Consider the following 15366-nt stretch of genomic DNA (forward strand, 5'->3'; position numbering starts at 1 on the left):
TTTATATGATTTTTAAAATTTATGGAACAATATAATAATTAAACTAGATATATAACGCCAGCTTCTGCGTAGTCATTCATTAAAACCACTTTCTTATATTTTATCTTGAGACCCTCCTTCTTTACTACCCCCATTTCGGTATTTCCAACGAAAGTCAACAGATCCTTGTAGAATTGCCTGTAGACGTAAAGAACCCAATTGTAATTCACCTTCCACATATCGTCTGACGTCAAGTATTCTCCAAAGACATTTGATATTATATGGATCGTTCTAGGGTGGGGGACGTACGTCCAAGCCTTACCTGTAAGTATTCTCCTGACGTATGCCAGCATATCTCCTTTACCTTCAAGGAGAAGGAGACTAACCTGAGTGTTTGGGTCGGTTGTGAGGTTCTCATCATCTTTCCAACTCGGCATCCAATAATAGGCGTCCTCGGTATAAAGATCTACCCATTTTTCGTAACTTCTCTCATCTAGAAACCTTGCTTCCTTATACACTAGGTCTATGACATCGTCTGGAACAGTCATGTGAAAAGATAATGTGAAACATTAAATAAGCTTAACTGTGAAGACAGCGCTATTTTAGCTCCAACTCAATTATGTTTAACCGAATAATTTCGAGTTACTAAGATTTTATTAATAGTTTCAAAATGGGAGTGATACACCTTAAGACAGGATCGAAGAAATTAAACATTATATATTCGCATTACAGCAGCTATTAGATTTTGCCTTGACTTCAAGGCTACACCTAACGAGAAATCCCATAACTGCTGCGCATTAATATATTCTTAGGATTATTCAAGAAATGTAGGGTACAAATCGGGAGTGTTCTCATGCAGTCATCTTATTCGAAAAGTAGTGGAGGAATTATTAGAATGGAAGTTTGCTAGCGAAAACTTGTTGTGCGAGGACGAGAGTCAGGGCCTACTCGGGTCTTGTGGACTTAGCCGGAGCGCTCAAAGGGTTAAGGGGAAGGCCAGGATCTTCGACGAGCTCTGGACGTTCCTCAAGGTCAGGAGAGGTCTGGGGTATAACCTCTGGGTGTGGGTCTCCCACGCGGACGGGGTCCCCTTCTTCACGGTCGGGGACAGGGACTACAGGACGTTCTACCGGCTCTTCGTGAACCTCCCTCGTGGTGAGGTCAACTACTCCGACCAATATCAGGTCTACCAAGTCCTGTACAAACACGTCACGAGCGAGGACCACACCCAGGCCGTGGAGAGCTTCAACTCTCAGCTCAGGTCGAGTTTGGCAAGGCTCGCCAGGGACACCAAGGCGGTGACCAGGAGCTTAGCCCGGTCGACTACAACCTGGCCTTGACGATAGTCGGGAAGCCCCACGTCTTCTTCGATGAGGTCACTCCCCTGAACCGAACCTACCTGGAGGGTGTCAAGGCAATTCAAGAATCAATTATATTAATAACACTAACTCAAATCGGAAAAAGGTGACTGCATGAGAACACTCCCATATTAGATATATTTAAATGCTCTATTAAAAGATCTATCCTATGAGTTCTCCTGAAGTGATAGACGTCCACGCCCACTTTTTCCCTAAATCGTTCATAGATTTGCTTCAGAAGAGGAACATGTTAAGGGAGGAGTCTGGAAGGGTTATGGTGAAGTGGGGCTCCAAGAGGTCTGTTGCCATGAGGCGAGAACATTTTGACCTGGGAATCAGATTGAAGGAGTTGGAGAAGAGAAACTTCGCCACAATGGAGATCCTGAGCATTTCCATCCCATTCATTCACTTCCTATCAATCGACGAGCAGGTAAAGATTGCCAGAAGCATAAACAATGAGATGGCCGAAATTTCTAGAAAATATCCTTCTAAATTCAGATGTCTGGGGATACTCCCCCTGGGTGATGAGGAAGTCATGATGGAGGAGGCTGAGAGGTCAAGCGAGGAACTGGGTCTGGTGGGATTCATATTTGGGACGGGGATTGGACAAAGGTCCCTGGCAGACTACGGGGAAGCCCTCAAGGCCCTCTCAAAGATTAACAAGCCAATTTTTATACATCCTGGCACTCTGCCTTTGGACAGCATCCTTGAGGAACCTGCAAGAGTTGGTTCCCTCGTCTCATACATTTTCGAGACTACGTATGTGATTTCACGGTTGGTTCTGGAAGGCCTATTGAACGGGACTAACATGAAGGTCATCGTGCCTCACGGTGGAGGGTTTATCCCCTATCAAGTAGGGAGGATCGATTTGGGATTCACCGGTGCCACGGGGCAGACAGGTACGAGGTCCAAGCCCAGTGAGATATTTAAGAAGTTATATTATGACACCGTAGTGTACACCGAGGATTCCTTAAACTTACTCCTCAGGTTCGCAGGTAAGGATAACGTGATTTTCGGAAGCGATTATCCTTACGATCTGGGCAGGCCTGAGCTCATCAAGAGGGAACTTGATTCCATCGAGATACCAGAGACCACCAGGAGACAAATATTTTATACAAATGCCATAAGACTGTTTGAGATTGAGTGAGGTGGGGGGAAGAACATGGCAAAACCAATATCACTGGCCTAATCTCTCCTCCCAGGTATTTTGGCTAAACTATGAGCTCGTGCCATGAAGCGATTTGAATCTCAGCCAATCACTAAGAAAGTCCTTGTCAAGGTCCGTTTAAGAAACGAGAGACCAATTCTACTGTGTTATCTAAATAATGAACGCTTGCTTCGATTTATATAAGTGTAGCACTTTACGGATTTCTCCTCCTCTTGAGCAGTTGTTTGATGCTGCCGGCCTCCTGGTAAATACCTTTCACCAACCTGGACAGCCTCTCGGCTCCCAGGTTCAAGCCCGTGGAGTACTTGAAGACTGGAGGACGGGAGCGAGAGGGCCTTCAGGGTGATGAACCCCTCGTTCCTCAACCAGGTGAGGAAAGAGCTCCGCTCGAGTCAGACTTGAGCTCCCTGATCACCTCCACGTCCCAGCGGTGCTCCCAGGTGGTCAGACGTCCTCGGCCCTGTCGTCCAGGTCTGCGGAGAAGTACCTCCTACCGAAGCCCTTGCGCTCCTCCACCAGTAATTTCACGGGAGTCCCCAGGTACTGGATGAGGCCCTCGGGGAACTCAGCGACGGGCACGAGTCTCCCGCCCCCGAGGACCCGCGCGTCGCCCCTGAGTTCCCCGACGGTCTTGGGGAACAGGGTCTTGGAGTTCACGTTCCACGAGTCGAAGACCACCCAGACACGTTGAAGTTGTGCCTGAGCACGGGCACCAGGGCCTGTACCATCTCGACCCCGGTTCTGAACTCCTCCTCGCCCCTCTCCCTGAGCACGTCCAAGGCCTTCCTGGGCACGTAGGGTTCCATTGTACTCCTCCCTGTCGGTCATACAGTAATTCGGCCCGTTAAATCCTAAAAAGTTTTCATGCTCACCCTCAAACCCGAGGGATTTTTCCTATAAGTGCTATAAGTGATACATAGCGTTATAGACAACGTAACTTTCCTGAAGGAGACATACTTGAACAGTTATAGAGCGCGTCTCCAGGTTTACAACCACAGGATACGGTATAGCTACAACGCTTTCCTGACCACAACCTTCCCCTCGGAGTCAGAATAGGTTAAATATTAGATTTAGTCCCCCAGTTAGAGCAATGAGTATTATGGTAAAGTAGTATAATATTAGCTTTCGGGAACTATAGGCGTATTGATCCATTAATTCCCTCCTGGATATGAGCTTCCCTATGATTATCGTTGGGACAGATATCACCAATGGAGAGATGGAGAGTAGATCAAGGGCGAAGTTGAACATCCCAGAGTAGTTACTGCCCATGACGATGAGAAGCATCACTGCAGGTATAGACTCAAGGGAATATATGAGGAAGTTATTTCTGGGGGAACTTATGCCCACAGCCTCAGATATCCCCCAAGAGCTACTCATGGAGACCACAACTAGTGCCAGGAATCCAGCACTAATGAGGAGGGCCCCGAAGATCTCGGGCCCGTACCCAATCCAGTTTAGGGAGCCTCGGATCTCTGCGGGATATAGGGGGTTAACGTCCCTGAGGCCAGTTCCTATGATTTCTGAGAAGACTATGATAAGTTCCGTGATTAGGGACCCGAGCATTGTCTCCAGTTTAACCCACCTCACCTTATCCTCCCTCCCCAACAGTATCTTGGAGTACTTCACACCGGTGGCATAACTCTGATATATTATCATACTGGGAGGCGTCACTACTGCCCCAACGTTGATGACGAGGTAAAAGAGGAAGCTCTTGCTTAAGCCGAAGTAGAACATCTCGTTGATTGCAGGTAACCTTGGGAGGACTGAGATGAACGATAGACCAAGAAGTGAGAAGGACGTTACCAGAAGGATCCTCTCGGTGAGTTCATATTCCCTGGTTGCCACTACAGTCAAGTGTAGCATGAAAAAGAGCAAAAGGGAAGCCACTGGATTGACCCCGAGGAGGACAGAACCTATAAATATTCCAGTATATTCAGCCAAATAAGTAAAGAAATCAACGAAGAATATTGGTAGGATCACCAGCGACGCTACCCTCTTCGAGTAGTTGACCCTTATGAGTTCACCTATCCCCTTTCCAGTGACGGCTCCAACAAGCCCGCTGGCCTCCTGGATGACGAAGAGGGGCAGAGCCAAGAGGAGAACGAACCAGATGAGTTTGTAACCGTATTGCTCTCCTGTGAGTAGTCCCCCTATTATGCTTGCTGAGTCGGCGTCTGCTAGGAGTGCCAACCACGCAGGTCCAAAGAGCTTGGCTGCGTCCCTTATGCTCACTTCTATCCTTATAACTTTGGACTGTCCCGACTATAAAATTTCATGATTCCAACAGCTTCCTGTTTTCTCTGGGGAACGCCTTATGAACTACCTCCTCGTGAGATGGTTAAATCTTCCTTTAATATGAGGAATTTTAATTTAATACAGTAGTTATGGTTTTTCGTTAGGTGTAGCCTTAAAGTCAAGGTAAACCTAATAAGTGCTATTTAATAATATTTTAATAAATTAAGTTCATTCTGAATTTTCTAACTTTAGGTATCGAGTTGAGTAGATCCGAGTGACCTAAAACAGCGGGTACCAAATCTATAAACGTTTGAGAGTATCTGCTTTGTGGGACTGTTCAATTCTCTTAGGCGTTGAGTCCATTGAGTTTTCTCAAATTCAAAATTTAGTGTTAGATTGAAAGTAAGTTTAACGTTACTCCTGATAAAAATTGAAATAACCCACTAAGCAGAGAGTATCGAAATGTTTTTAAGAAAGTTTTGGAAACAGCTTTATATGCACGAGTTAGAAAAGGAGTACGAAGAGTACTCCAGGAAAGTTACACAGCAGAGACTCAAGAGTATATTACCCAGGGAATTGTTACCCAATACGGCTTACGCCCCAATACAAGGAATATATGATATAGGATGGCAGGAGTGGTTAGACCTTCCCGCGGCTGACTTCGTCAAGGAATTGAGGAAATTGGACGACAAGATTATCCAAGAGAACTACGAATGGACCCTGAGGTTGGCTCCCTTCGTCCATAGAGGGGAGTTCAGCCTGGAACAGCTTAAGATAATGGAGCTTCAGAGCTTCTTGGACGTGGACAACTTCGCCGTGGAGATAGTAAGTCACGTCTTCGATAACATCAAGGATAGGGACGTGAGGGACATAATAATGAGGCATGCTTCAGAAGAGATAGGACATGCTGAGCTGAAGGCGGACTTCCTGGTTCACGCCTTCGGTTTGGATAGACAGAGGGATATATGGAACGCGAAACCTATTGTGCCGAACGCTCACAACTGGGTCTCAGCGGAGACCGATGTCGTGAAGAAGTTAAAGAAGCTCTGTCCACCGCTAGCTTACGCGACGATCCCCTTCCTTGAGAGGAGCCTACCCAGGAATAACAGGCTGATGGCTGAGGGCCTAAGGAAACACTATGGGTTCCCCTCCAGGATTCTAGGATTCTATGACCTCCATACTTACGTTGATATATATCACGAGAGGTTAGGGTTATATGTAATAGGGAAGTACGCTACGACAAAGGAACTCCAGGACCTCCTTAGAGAGGCCATAATATCAAAGAGGGAAAATCAAGTGAGGTATAACATGGGGATATATGATTACATTTCCAAGGTGAAGTGAGATGGGAGACTGCGAACATAGGTGGATCGAGGTAAAGTGTATAGGCTGTGGGGAAGTAATCAGGTACGAGATCAAGTTGCCCACGGCGTTCAGATGCGATCATTGTGGAATGATATTTGACGCTAGACTAGGTCTAATTAGGGAGGATGTGGGGAAGAGCCAAGGACCGGGATGAGGTTTTTGAGAGCTCTACATAGTTCTATATGACAGCAGTTATGGGAATCGCAGGGAGGTATTACCGGAAGATCGGTATTAGCGAGAAGTTTTTATTTTTCAAGGCTTTCCGGCTGAAAAGATGCCGAACGAGGGGAGTTCAATCAGGGAACAGCAGTTATGGGACTTTAACGTAACTTAAAGATTTTCATCAGCCCCGGCGGTCCGCCTAAATAACGTTCAACGAACCTGAGGAACGCCTCCACGCTCCTCAGGTTCAGCTCCCCCACCAGCTCCCTGACGACGTTGTTGATGGTGAAGATCGTGAGGTACCCCTGAAGCCTCTCCCTCCTCCAGAACGGTAGACCCAAAATCACCTCCTTGAAAATAAATCTATATTATTAATAAGCGGTTGTACCGATTTAAGTAGAAAATCTCTTAGATAGAATAAATCATCAGAAAACAAGAGTATTAGGAGTATCCTGAACTGCTCCCTCCTCACCTCCCCCTTGAACACGGTGTACAGGGAGTAGAAGGCCACGGCCAGCACGAAGATCAACGTGCGGAAGACGAACTTGGTGGAACTGGTGAATGGGAGAAAAGCCTTGATGTTCCGGTGAGAGGTCTCTATGGGACCCCTCACCTTGTTGTACAACTTCAACACCTCCCCCTTAGGTAGGTCGAGGTTCGTAGCCCTAGCGAAGTAAACTAGAGTCCTCTTCTTTCTCTTAACCTTCTCCTTGCTGTACACGAGGAGCCTGAACTTGACCTGCTCGTCCCTCCTGTGCCTCTTGCTGTTCGTCTCGTACTCGCCGTCGAACTCCTCGTAGACCTTCACGTCCCCAACAGGGACGGCAATTACGTACTTGAACTGCGAAACGAAGTTGAGCACGTCAACCGTGTAGAAACCAGCGTCGAGAGTCATCAACCTTACCTTGAACCCCATGGCGACGACTTGCTCCACGAGGGCCTTCACGACCTCATCCTTGGTCATCCCGTTCACTTGAGTGATGAAAGCTAGTAGGAGCACTTTCCCATCTTTAGTCGTCGCAGTTGCGTAGTTCCAAGAGCTCCCCTCCTCCGAACTCCCGAGCCCTCCCACCGGTCTCCCGTACCAGGTCTTGGTCGTCCAGTCTATTGAGACGTCTATCTCCCTTACTCCCTTCAGTACCTCCAAGGATATTTTCCTCACTTGTTCCAACAGCTTTTCCACCACTTCCACCCCCTGCTCCTCCACGTAATTCCTCACGGTCTGTGGGGACACGTCATACGCCCTCGACTTGCTTTCCACCGAATCGTTCCATAAACACGCTGAGATGAGGGTTCTCGCCACCTCTTCCCCTCTCTTTCCCTTGAAGTTCAGCATGGAAAGTAATTTATATCCTATTTGTTGTACGTTGTTTTGGTGAGGGAGATGGTGTATTATCATCTCGCTTACTCACGTGGTAATACCACATCTCCCTCACCTTAAACCTTTCTTCAACTGAATTCTTAATACCCTTATAAATCCTGTTATCTATCATGAATCGATATTATTCTGTCAGAATTATTTTTCATAATATGATTTTGGGTCTACCGTTCTGGAGGAGGGAGAGGCTTCAGGGCTACCTCACGATCTTCACCATCAACAACGTCGTCAGGGAGCTGGTGGGGGAGCTGAACCTGAGGAGCGTGGAGGTGTTCCTCAGGTCCTCGAGCGCCATTTAGGCGGACCACCTGGGCCGATGAAAATCTTTAAGTTACGTTAAAGTCCCATAACTGCTGTAGGTCATTTCATTACAGGGAAGAAGCTACTTTTTCAGAGTGTCAATTCAATAATTTATAATTCGTTGAGTTTCTTGAAGTACAATTTCGTCCTTCACTCTTCGCCCATGGCGTTAAGGATGTACATTCCTAGCTTCTTTTGTATCGACCGGAGGTGGTAAATCAACGTGGTCCTGTCTATGCCCAAGAACTTGCTCAGTTCAGAGCTGTTAGTTCTCCTGGGGAAGTCGAAGTATCCCAACTCCATGGCTGCCTTTAGCACCCTCATCTCATTCCTGCTGAGCTCCAACATGTTGGGAACCACGAAGTTCCTTTCTCTAACGTTCCTAATATCCAGCGTTTCCCCCATCACTTCCAGTACGTCCTCCTTCCTGTTGGTCGGGACAGCGAACTCCCAGTTCTCTACTCCTCCCTCTGACTTACTACTGAAGAATATTCCTCCTACCCCATCTATGGCCTTGAAGAGTGATGACTGACGATAGTTCTTAATTACACTGAGCAGCACCCTATCCCTACTGTACTCTTGGACTGTCTGGATGGAGAATAACCTGTAATATTCCCTCAAGGCACTCACGAACTTCTTCAAATCTTTCTTGGGCACTATGACGCTCATCTTAACATAAGGTCCCATGTCGCGGTAGTGTATGATTTGAGTAGGAAAGTCGATTTTTGTGGTCCAACAGTCGTTATGGACTCCCTCAACTTTAAGTACTAAGAACGGGTTGAAGTCCTTTTTACCTGCCATTATTGGTCATTACACATTCTCGTTTAAAAATTTTTTAAGAACTAGAGTTCGTAGGACGTATCTATCTAGTTCAATGTATATTATCAAAGTATTCTGCGTATTATATTAAATTTGTTACTAAAATAAACGGGTTACTCATGTAAAGATTCCAAAAAACAAAGCAAGTTGCACACGGCAGCTTAAGAAATTTTAAATCGGCCTCCACGATAGTTACAAAGATCACTGTACAGGGTTTCTAAGTTCGCCTATCCCTTCAATCTTCACCGAAACCAAGTCACCCTTTCTCAGGTACTTGCCCGTCCCCAGACCCACGCCAGCTGGGGTACCAGTTGAGATTATATCCCCGGGCCTCAGAGTGATGTCCTCAGATGCATACTCTATTATCTCCGGTATCTTGAATATCATGTTCCTAGTGTTATCATTTTGTCTGACCTCGCCGTTAACCGTGGTGACCAGGGAGAGGTTATGGGGATCCGGTATCTCATCCTTGGTGACGAGCCAAGGACCTACGGGACTACCGCTGTCCAGGGACTTACCGTGTAGCCAGTTTAACCCAAAGTCTGGGGTTGCTGGGTGTATCCTCCTGTCCCTGAAGCTGACGTCGTTCATGATGGTGTAACCGATCACGTACTTAAACGCCTCTGAGGCTGAGACATACTTTCCTCTCCTTCCCATCACTACTGCCAGTTCACCCTCATAGTCCACCTGACTGGAGGACCTGGGCAGAACTATGGGCCTCTCGTGTCCTATCAGGCAAGAGGGTAGCTTGACGAAGAGGAACGGTTCCTTGTAGATGTTGTTCCTCCCAGCCTCCTTACCGTGACTAGCATAGTTGACGCTCATGTTGAGTACCTTTTCGGGCCTCAGGATGGGGGGATGATAAGTCACGGAATCCAAGGGGAGGGATAACCTCTCCCTCTCTGAGTTGGTTAGGGCATCAACGAACTTCCTGAGGAGTCCCAAGGCATCCTCCCCTCCCCTAACCACGTTATCCACGCTGTCGAACCATGAGGGGGGTTCGAAGTCCTTAAGTTGCATGTAGGCCCTCTTCACGTCAAGGATCCTTCCCTCCAGGAGGACACCCAGCCTGGGCCCACTCTCACCAACCGAGAAGTTCAGTAGCTTCAAGGCTTTGTCACCTCATCCAGGAATGAGAAAACTACTTTGGAGAACTCCTCTGGATTCTCCGCAGGGGCATAATGTCCGACTCCCCTTATGGTGACTATCCTCACGTCCTTGATTTGAGAGGCCGTCTCTCTTAACATGTTCTCCGTTACCAATGGTTCGTACTCTCCCCTGGCTAGTAAGACCTTAGTCTCTATCTTCTTCAGCTCGTCCATGATGTCGAACTCGTTCCACGCCTGCAGATCGTTGACTAGGATTTCCCTTCTGTTACCGCTCCTGACCCAAGTGAGATACTCCACAGTCCTCTTTGTGGCGAGCTCCCCTGCAAACCTGAGGGTCCTGCCCACATCCTGGTTATCCGCCATCTCTATGTCTCTTTCAGTGAAGGTCCTGGTCCTTCCGGCACCGTTACATGAGACCACTCCCTTTACTCTCCTTCCCAACCTCGCTCCCAGGAGTAGGGACATGTTACCTCCCATGGAGGTTCCGACGAAAGACAGCTGGCTTAGACCTAGGGAGTCCACCAACTTCGTGATAACGTCCGCGAAGAAGTGGAGGGATACTCTCCTCCTCTGCCAGTCCGGCCACGGATCTGATTTACCGTGTCCGGGAAGGTCCGGAACTATTAGCTTGTACTTCTTTTCTGGAAGGTAATCGTATAAGGGTCTATACACGCGGCCATCAAATCCGGCTAAATGTAGAAGGATCACAGGATGACCTTCTCCTACAGTCTCATAGTACACGTTCATTCCTTCTATCTTAGCGTATCTGCCATGAACTTCCAAATCCATCACCACCGAAAACTAGACTTAGACAGATTTTAAGATTTCTGTGCCTAAAGCTTTATGGCAAAAATCACTTTTCTGGAGTCACATGGTAGTAAATTTCTATATTCTCGAAAATTTTGAATTTATTTTATTAGTGGAGAAAACTCCCCAGACGATCAAAATGGGACCATTTAGGATTCTGAGTCATCCTTAGGGTTCATTGAACTCGGTTTTCGCTTCAGGGCGAGATCGGCACGAAACATGGAAACTCATGCACTGGGAGATCCATGGGTCCTGATGGAGGTATCATCAGCTGGATTTGGGGGCTCTAGGTCTCATTTTGGAAAGCGGAAATCAGAAAATCTAGCTGAGCCAACTACCCTCATGGAGAGTTCAATAGGATGAAGATAAAACGGAATTTAGAGCTCATAGATTTAAAAGCTGAGGATTATAAGAGAAGACCATGGCTAAAGATCCTGAAGAGCTCCTTCGTGAGGCCGCACGGGTTAGGGGCTTCGTGGAGGACTTCCATATTTTCTTAGCGGAAAGGGATCCAGAGTTCCTGGACAGATGGAACGGAATTTGGGATCATGTGCTCCAAAAGTCTATTTTAGATGATAAGACTAAGGCCCTAATAAGGGTAGGCGTCTCCTCAGCCTTAAGGATAGAGAAAGGTACGGAGAACGCCATAGATGCTGCTATCAGGGCAGGTGCAACAATCGAGGAGATCACGAACGCCGTAGAGATAGCCTTCATTTATGGGGGAGCTCCCTCGTTGATGCTGGGGCTCAATATACTTAAGAAAAAAGTAGATAAAATTACAAAAAAGTAAAATTTTACTTCTTACAAACAGCTCAGGCTAGTGTAACAACTTGCCTCCCACTTATGTTACCGCGCTCAAGCCTGTTCAAGGCCTCATTCACCTCCTCGAGTTTAATTTTAGTTATTCTGGGTTTGACCAGTCCAGCCTCAACCATCTTGAGGACCTGTAACATGTCCTCCCTGTTTCCGACGAGGGTACCTATTATCCTCACTGCCCTTTGCGTAAGTAGTGGATACTGGAAGTCGGGAGTCTCCCCCATGGTCCCTACCTTAACGTACCTTCCCATTTTGGCAAGTATCCTGGAGTAGACGCGAAAGGTTGATTTTGAACCTACGAAGTCCAGCACTGCCTCTACTCCCCTCTTCCCCTCGGTTAATTCCAATATCTCCTCGGAGACTGTGTCCCTGTCCCCACTCAGAACGTGGTCTGCCCCAGCCTCCTCGGCCAACTTCAACTTCTCCTCACCGATATCCACAGCGATGACCTTTGGACATCCCCTAGCCTTAGCTATGCCTACAGCTAGAGTTCCCAGTCCTCCTCCTGCACCCACTACCAGAAGGGTTTCATGAGGTCTAAGGTTGGCCTCCTTGAACGCACGAAATGCCGTTATGCCTGAACAGGAGAGCGTAGAAGCGATTGCCGGATCTAGACGTGTTCGATAGACGTACCTGTAATGTGGAACCAGAACGTACTCAGCATACCCACCGTCGGAGATGAAACCTAACCAACCTGGTTTATCACAGTGTTGCTCCTCTCCCATCCTGCAGTAGACACACGCCTCATCCACGCCTATCCAAGGATATACTACGACGTTCTCACCCCTAGAAATCTCATAGACCTCTTCCCCTACCTCATCCACGACGCCTGCAATCTCGTGGCCCAATGTGACTGGGAGCTTCATCATGTGCTTAAGTGCGAACCTTCCCTCCCTTATGCTCAGATCGGTATGACAGACTCCCGCGCCTCTCACCCTAAGAAGTACCTGTTTTCCCCTTGGTTTCGGCGTGTCGATCTCTGACTCCTTGAGCTCCTCCCTAAACTGAAACAGCCTCACAGCTTTCAATCAAGCGCCGCCTGGGGAAAAGGGAGGAGTTCTAATATAAAAGCATTACTTTTAGGAGGTGGGGCAGGGGGGATGAGTGTTGGTTTAGCAGAAGACGGCCAGGAGGACATGGAGCTCGAGTGTATAAGAAGCGAGATGGAGGACAATACCTAGTTGTCTAATTCTAAATAAGGAAGCTATGCTCAATTTCTCTGGCTGATCCTTTCAAGACCACCTACAGGTCATAGAGCGGGCTTTAGGAAGCTTAAGTTAACCTTAGAAAAAGGTGAATGTGGTTGGGAGTTCTAACCGCTCTTCTGTTCTTCTCTAAATACCCCTAGAAATCTGAACACCGGTTCATCTGAATAGGAGAATAGAATAGCTGGCTCCTCCGTGTCGTTGACTATCCTGTACTGAGTCCACGAGGGTAAGACCACAACGTCATAAGGTTCACACTTGAACTCCTTCTTCTGCTCCGGGAGTTCAAACTTAGCTTCTCCCCTGAAGGTGCAGAAAACGGAGTTCTCCGTCCTCCTCATTAACCTGGTTGACGATTTCGGTCTTATGAGCCTCATGTTTATCCTCATCCCCGGAAGTGGGCTACCGCCATCAATTGGATTAACGTAGTCTACCACTATTTGGGGATCCTTGACCTTCTCATAGAGGGAAAAGAGGGCCTTCCTCATCCTCTCGTATGGATAGTATATGAGGGGATTTCTGACGGTGAAGGGCCCACCTGACGGTACTAGCCCACCCTCAAAGTACGAGAGAATTTCTCTGTCTGTGTACAGGATAGGTTCGAACTTACTCCCTGTAACCTCCTCGTAGTTCTCGTAGAAGGAGGCCCCTATCCAATATATGAGAATGGCGTTCTGACCGGTCATAAAATAAACGTCTGAGTCGCCCTCATTCCTATGGCCGTGCCACGCCCAATCGGGCGTCAATATGAGGTCTCCTTCCCTCATGTTTACCTTCACTCCGTTGACCACAGTATACGCCTTTTCATGGGGAGCCTCAACGACGAACCTGAAGGCATCCACAGTGTGTCTATGAGCTATCGCCTCGTCTCCAGGTTTAAGTACTTGGAAGGACGAGTATATCGTAGGGGTAGTAGCGATCGATACTATATCCTTAAGGCCGGGGTTCACCATCGTCGCGTTCCTTCTCTCCGATTCCTCCAACGTCAGTAGAGACGCGACCTGGTTAAGGAGTTCCTTCACCTTCCTATACTTCCAAGAGTAAGGAATTGCCATAGGCTGAGGTGTTTTAGTAAAGATTGGACGGCTGGCTAAACCATATTTCGCCTCATACGAAAATATATAGGTGTTCAGAGAGTTACTGTCCAGCTCGGACTTGAGCTTGGCTAGAAGTTCCTTCTTGGTTACAAGTTCCGACATCTTTACACCTAATAAAAATGTTAGATAACCTAATATAAGCTTTTTTAATTATTATGCTTAGTGTCCTACTTCAATTTTTCTAGCCAAGATGACTAACTGGGAAATAGGGGAGACCGGTTTTCCCCGAATTCACGGTCCACCCCTCGACCTCTACCCCTGGGGCCCTCCCCACGACCAGGTTGACCAGGCACATCCAGGAGTAGGCCCGGAACTTGAGCACGGCCTCGAGCGCCTGATCCGCGAAGCTCGTCTCCCTGACTGCCTCTCCGGACCCCCTCCTCACTGCTGAGAAGATCGACTCGGTCAACCACCTCCGACCGTGGCCCTTCTCGTCCCTCCAACGTTCGTAGCCCAACCTCCTGAACTCCCTCCTCCTGGCTGGGTGGCCCCTCCCGGTCGACTCCCTGGGAGGGACGTCCACCCCGGTGGCTTAGACCGCGTTGGTATCGTAAGTCCTGTCCCCCACGAACCTGGTCACCTCCTTCCCCTTGGACTTGAGCTCCTCCACGGTCTTGACGGCAGACTGGACCTCTCTCCGAGAATGTTCTCATGCGGTTATCCTATTCGATAAGTAGTGGAGCAATTATTAGACAGCAGTTATGGGACTTTAACGTAACTTAAAGATTTTCATCAGCCTGGGTGGTCAGCCTAAATGGCGCTCGAGGACCTGAGGAACGCCTCCACGCTCCTCAGGTTCAGCTCCCCCACCAGTTCCCTGACGACGTTGTTGATGGTGAAGATCGTGAGGTGGCCCTGAAGCCTCTCCCTCCTCCAGGATGAGCAGTCCCAGGGCCTCGACGTCCTTTGGAGCTCCTCGATCTCCCACCCGACAGGCCTCCTCCCCGCTGAGCGAGAGGTCGGTAGTGTAGAGGGACCTGACGTGTGTCCCAGAGTCACGTTTACGTTCCCGGACTAGCAACTTCACCGTAATGGGTCGGCCTCCCAGGGTCAGGTCGGCGTAGTAGACTCCGGGGGGTATCCCACTGGGAGGTCTTCCTCGAGGGTCCCCTGGGCTGACCCTGGGCTCGGTTGCACTTGAGCTCAGACACCACGTTGTCCGTCAAGAGCTTCTCAGACAGTTCTGGAATCGAGGACGACCCTGACCACCGGAAGTGTTCCTTGAGCACGTCCAACACCTGGCCACGTCGATCTCGGTCTTGAACTCGGTGACCCTCACAAATCCAACATCTTCCTCACGGCGTAGGGGAAAGCTCTCACCATGAACGTCCTGCCCGTGGAGAGGTCCACTATGGCGACCGTGAGGAGCCTGGCCCTCTCGAACCTCCCGTGGGTGTGGCAGTAGATCCAGTGGTTCTCAGGGGCTCACGTCCTTCCCCTGGAGTACTCCTTGTGGTCCACGGTGTCGTCTATGATGACGGCTACCTGACCCTTCACGAGCCTGACAGGACCTCCAGTCCCTCCGCGCGTCGTCGAGTTCTCCCAACGCCCCCAGCAGGTTTGAGTAG

The 15366-nt window shown here is 48.5% G+C and carries 13 protein-coding genes and 5 pseudogenes; 6 read left to right on the forward strand and 12 right to left on the reverse strand.

The window, feature by feature from the left end:
• Positions 1-38: 38 nt before the first annotated feature.
• A complete protein-coding gene (locus tag METMK1DRAFT_RS03230; protein ID WP_009070812.1) occupies positions 39-527 on the reverse strand; it encodes an aromatic-ring-hydroxylating dioxygenase subunit beta in 489 nt (162 codons plus the stop codon).
• Between the two features lie 372 nt (positions 528-899).
• Between METMK1DRAFT_RS03230 and METMK1DRAFT_RS16095 the strand changes: the two genes are divergently transcribed.
• Positions 900-1319 (forward strand): IS1 family transposase, encoded by a 420-nt coding sequence (locus tag METMK1DRAFT_RS16095; protein ID WP_172634108.1) that lies wholly within the window; start codon positions 900-902, stop codon positions 1317-1319.
• Between the two features lie 187 nt (positions 1320-1506).
• Positions 1507-2484 (forward strand): amidohydrolase family protein, encoded by a 978-nt coding sequence (locus METMK1DRAFT_RS03240; protein WP_009070816.1) that lies wholly within the window; start codon positions 1507-1509, stop codon positions 2482-2484.
• A 214-nt stretch (positions 2485-2698) separates the two neighbouring features.
• Here METMK1DRAFT_RS03240 and METMK1DRAFT_RS18805 read toward each other — a convergent pair.
• Positions 2699-3302 (reverse strand): annotated as a pseudogene (locus tag METMK1DRAFT_RS18805) (ISNCY family transposase); the annotation flags it as partial.
• A gap of 250 nt (positions 3303-3552) precedes the next feature.
• The gene (locus METMK1DRAFT_RS03250) at positions 3553-4737 is read right to left on the reverse strand and encodes a divalent metal cation transporter (RefSeq protein ID WP_009070825.1); all 1185 of its coding nucleotides are present in this window, start codon (positions 4735-4737) and stop codon (positions 3553-3555) included.
• Between the two features lie 498 nt (positions 4738-5235).
• On the opposite strand from METMK1DRAFT_RS03250, the gene METMK1DRAFT_RS03255 reads away from it, so the two are divergent.
• Both METMK1DRAFT_RS03255 and METMK1DRAFT_RS17280 read left to right on the forward strand, forming a co-directional pair.
• A complete protein-coding gene (locus METMK1DRAFT_RS03255) occupies positions 5236-6084 on the forward strand; it encodes an iron-containing redox enzyme family protein (protein ID WP_009070827.1) in 849 nt (282 codons plus the stop codon).
• 1 nt (position 6085) lies between these two features.
• Positions 6086-6259 carry a hypothetical protein gene (locus METMK1DRAFT_RS17280; RefSeq protein ID WP_009070829.1) on the forward strand — a complete coding sequence of 58 codons (174 nt, stop codon included), beginning with the start codon at positions 6086-6088 and terminating at the stop codon, positions 6257-6259.
• A gap of 166 nt (positions 6260-6425) precedes the next feature.
• On the opposite strand, the pseudogene METMK1DRAFT_RS03260 reads toward METMK1DRAFT_RS17280, so the two are convergent.
• Positions 6426-6596, reverse strand: a pseudogene (locus tag METMK1DRAFT_RS03260) (IS701 family transposase); the annotation flags it as partial.
• Between the two features lie 14 nt (positions 6597-6610).
• Positions 6611-7666 carry an ISH3 family transposase gene (locus METMK1DRAFT_RS03265; protein WP_009070832.1) on the reverse strand — a complete coding sequence of 352 codons (1056 nt, stop codon included), beginning with the start codon at positions 7664-7666 and terminating at the stop codon, positions 6611-6613.
• A gap of 149 nt (positions 7667-7815) precedes the next feature.
• On the opposite strand from METMK1DRAFT_RS03265, the pseudogene METMK1DRAFT_RS17285 reads away from it, so the two are divergent.
• A pseudogene (locus tag METMK1DRAFT_RS17285) lies at positions 7816-7985 on the forward strand (IS701 family transposase); the annotation flags it as partial.
• Positions 7986-8095: 110 nt separating this feature from the next.
• On the opposite strand, the gene METMK1DRAFT_RS03270 reads toward METMK1DRAFT_RS17285, so the two are convergent.
• From METMK1DRAFT_RS03270 to METMK1DRAFT_RS03280, 3 genes are all read right to left on the reverse strand, one after another.
• Entirely contained in the window at positions 8096-8746 is a 651-nt protein-coding gene (locus METMK1DRAFT_RS03270) for a helix-turn-helix domain-containing protein (protein WP_009070838.1), read from the reverse strand.
• 219 nt (positions 8747-8965) lie between these two features.
• The gene (locus tag METMK1DRAFT_RS03275; protein ID WP_009070840.1) at positions 8966-9874 is read right to left on the reverse strand and encodes a fumarylacetoacetate hydrolase family protein; all 909 of its coding nucleotides are present in this window, start codon (positions 9872-9874) and stop codon (positions 8966-8968) included.
• On the reverse strand, positions 9871-10662 hold the full coding sequence (locus METMK1DRAFT_RS03280) for an alpha/beta fold hydrolase (RefSeq protein ID WP_009070841.1): 792 nt from the start codon (positions 10660-10662) through the stop codon (positions 9871-9873). Before METMK1DRAFT_RS03280 ends, METMK1DRAFT_RS03275 begins: the two co-directional genes overlap by 4 nt.
• 439 nt (positions 10663-11101) lie before the next feature.
• Here METMK1DRAFT_RS03280 and METMK1DRAFT_RS15485 point away from each other — a divergent pair, with 439 nt between their 5' ends.
• A complete protein-coding gene (locus METMK1DRAFT_RS15485; RefSeq protein WP_009070844.1) occupies positions 11102-11470 on the forward strand; it encodes a carboxymuconolactone decarboxylase family protein in 369 nt (122 codons plus the stop codon).
• Between the two features lie 22 nt (positions 11471-11492).
• On the opposite strand, the gene METMK1DRAFT_RS03290 is transcribed toward METMK1DRAFT_RS15485, so the two are convergent.
• The 4 genes and pseudogenes from METMK1DRAFT_RS03290 to METMK1DRAFT_RS19920 form a co-directional block, all read right to left on the reverse strand.
• Positions 11493-12524: an NAD(P)-dependent alcohol dehydrogenase gene (locus tag METMK1DRAFT_RS03290; RefSeq protein WP_009070846.1), complete on the reverse strand. Its 1032-nt coding sequence runs from the start codon at positions 12522-12524 to the stop codon at positions 11493-11495.
• A gap of 284 nt (positions 12525-12808) precedes the next feature.
• Positions 12809-13900, reverse strand: coding sequence for a cupin domain-containing protein (locus METMK1DRAFT_RS03295; RefSeq protein WP_009070848.1), 1092 nt, complete (start codon positions 13898-13900; stop codon positions 12809-12811).
• A 145-nt stretch (positions 13901-14045) separates the two neighbouring features.
• Positions 14046-14447 (reverse strand): annotated as a pseudogene (locus METMK1DRAFT_RS03300) (IS5/IS1182 family transposase); the annotation flags it as partial.
• Positions 14448-14543: 96 nt separating this feature from the next.
• Positions 14544-15366, reverse strand: a pseudogene (locus tag METMK1DRAFT_RS19920) (IS701 family transposase); the annotation flags it as partial.

The sequence above is a fragment of the Metallosphaera yellowstonensis MK1 genome (genome assembly GCF_000243315.1).
GTDB lineage: Archaea > Thermoproteota > Thermoprotei_A > Sulfolobales > Sulfolobaceae > Metallosphaera > Metallosphaera yellowstonensis.

Coding starts and splice junctions, on each gene's coding strand:
- METMK1DRAFT_RS03265 (WP_009070832.1), bottom strand. CDS start 7,666: ATGATAATACACCATCTCCCTCACCAAAACAACGTACAACAAATAGGA.
- METMK1DRAFT_RS03230 (WP_009070812.1), bottom strand. CDS start 527: ATGACTGTTCCAGACGATGTCATAGACCTAGTGTATAAGGAAGCAAGG.
- METMK1DRAFT_RS15485 (WP_009070844.1), top strand. CDS start 11,102: ATGGCTAAAGATCCTGAAGAGCTCCTTCGTGAGGCCGCACGGGTTAGG.
- METMK1DRAFT_RS03240 (WP_009070816.1), top strand. CDS start 1,507: ATGAGTTCTCCTGAAGTGATAGACGTCCACGCCCACTTTTTCCCTAAA.
- METMK1DRAFT_RS03255 (WP_009070827.1), top strand. CDS start 5,236: ATGCACGAGTTAGAAAAGGAGTACGAAGAGTACTCCAGGAAAGTTACA.
- METMK1DRAFT_RS03295 (WP_009070848.1), bottom strand. CDS start 13,900: ATGTCGGAACTTGTAACCAAGAAGGAACTTCTAGCCAAGCTCAAGTCC.
- METMK1DRAFT_RS03270 (WP_009070838.1), bottom strand. CDS start 8,746: ATGGCAGGTAAAAAGGACTTCAACCCGTTCTTAGTACTTAAAGTTGAG.
- METMK1DRAFT_RS17280 (WP_009070829.1), top strand. CDS start 6,086: ATGGGAGACTGCGAACATAGGTGGATCGAGGTAAAGTGTATAGGCTGT.
- METMK1DRAFT_RS03280 (WP_009070841.1), bottom strand. CDS start 10,662: ATGGATTTGGAAGTTCATGGCAGATACGCTAAGATAGAAGGAATGAAC.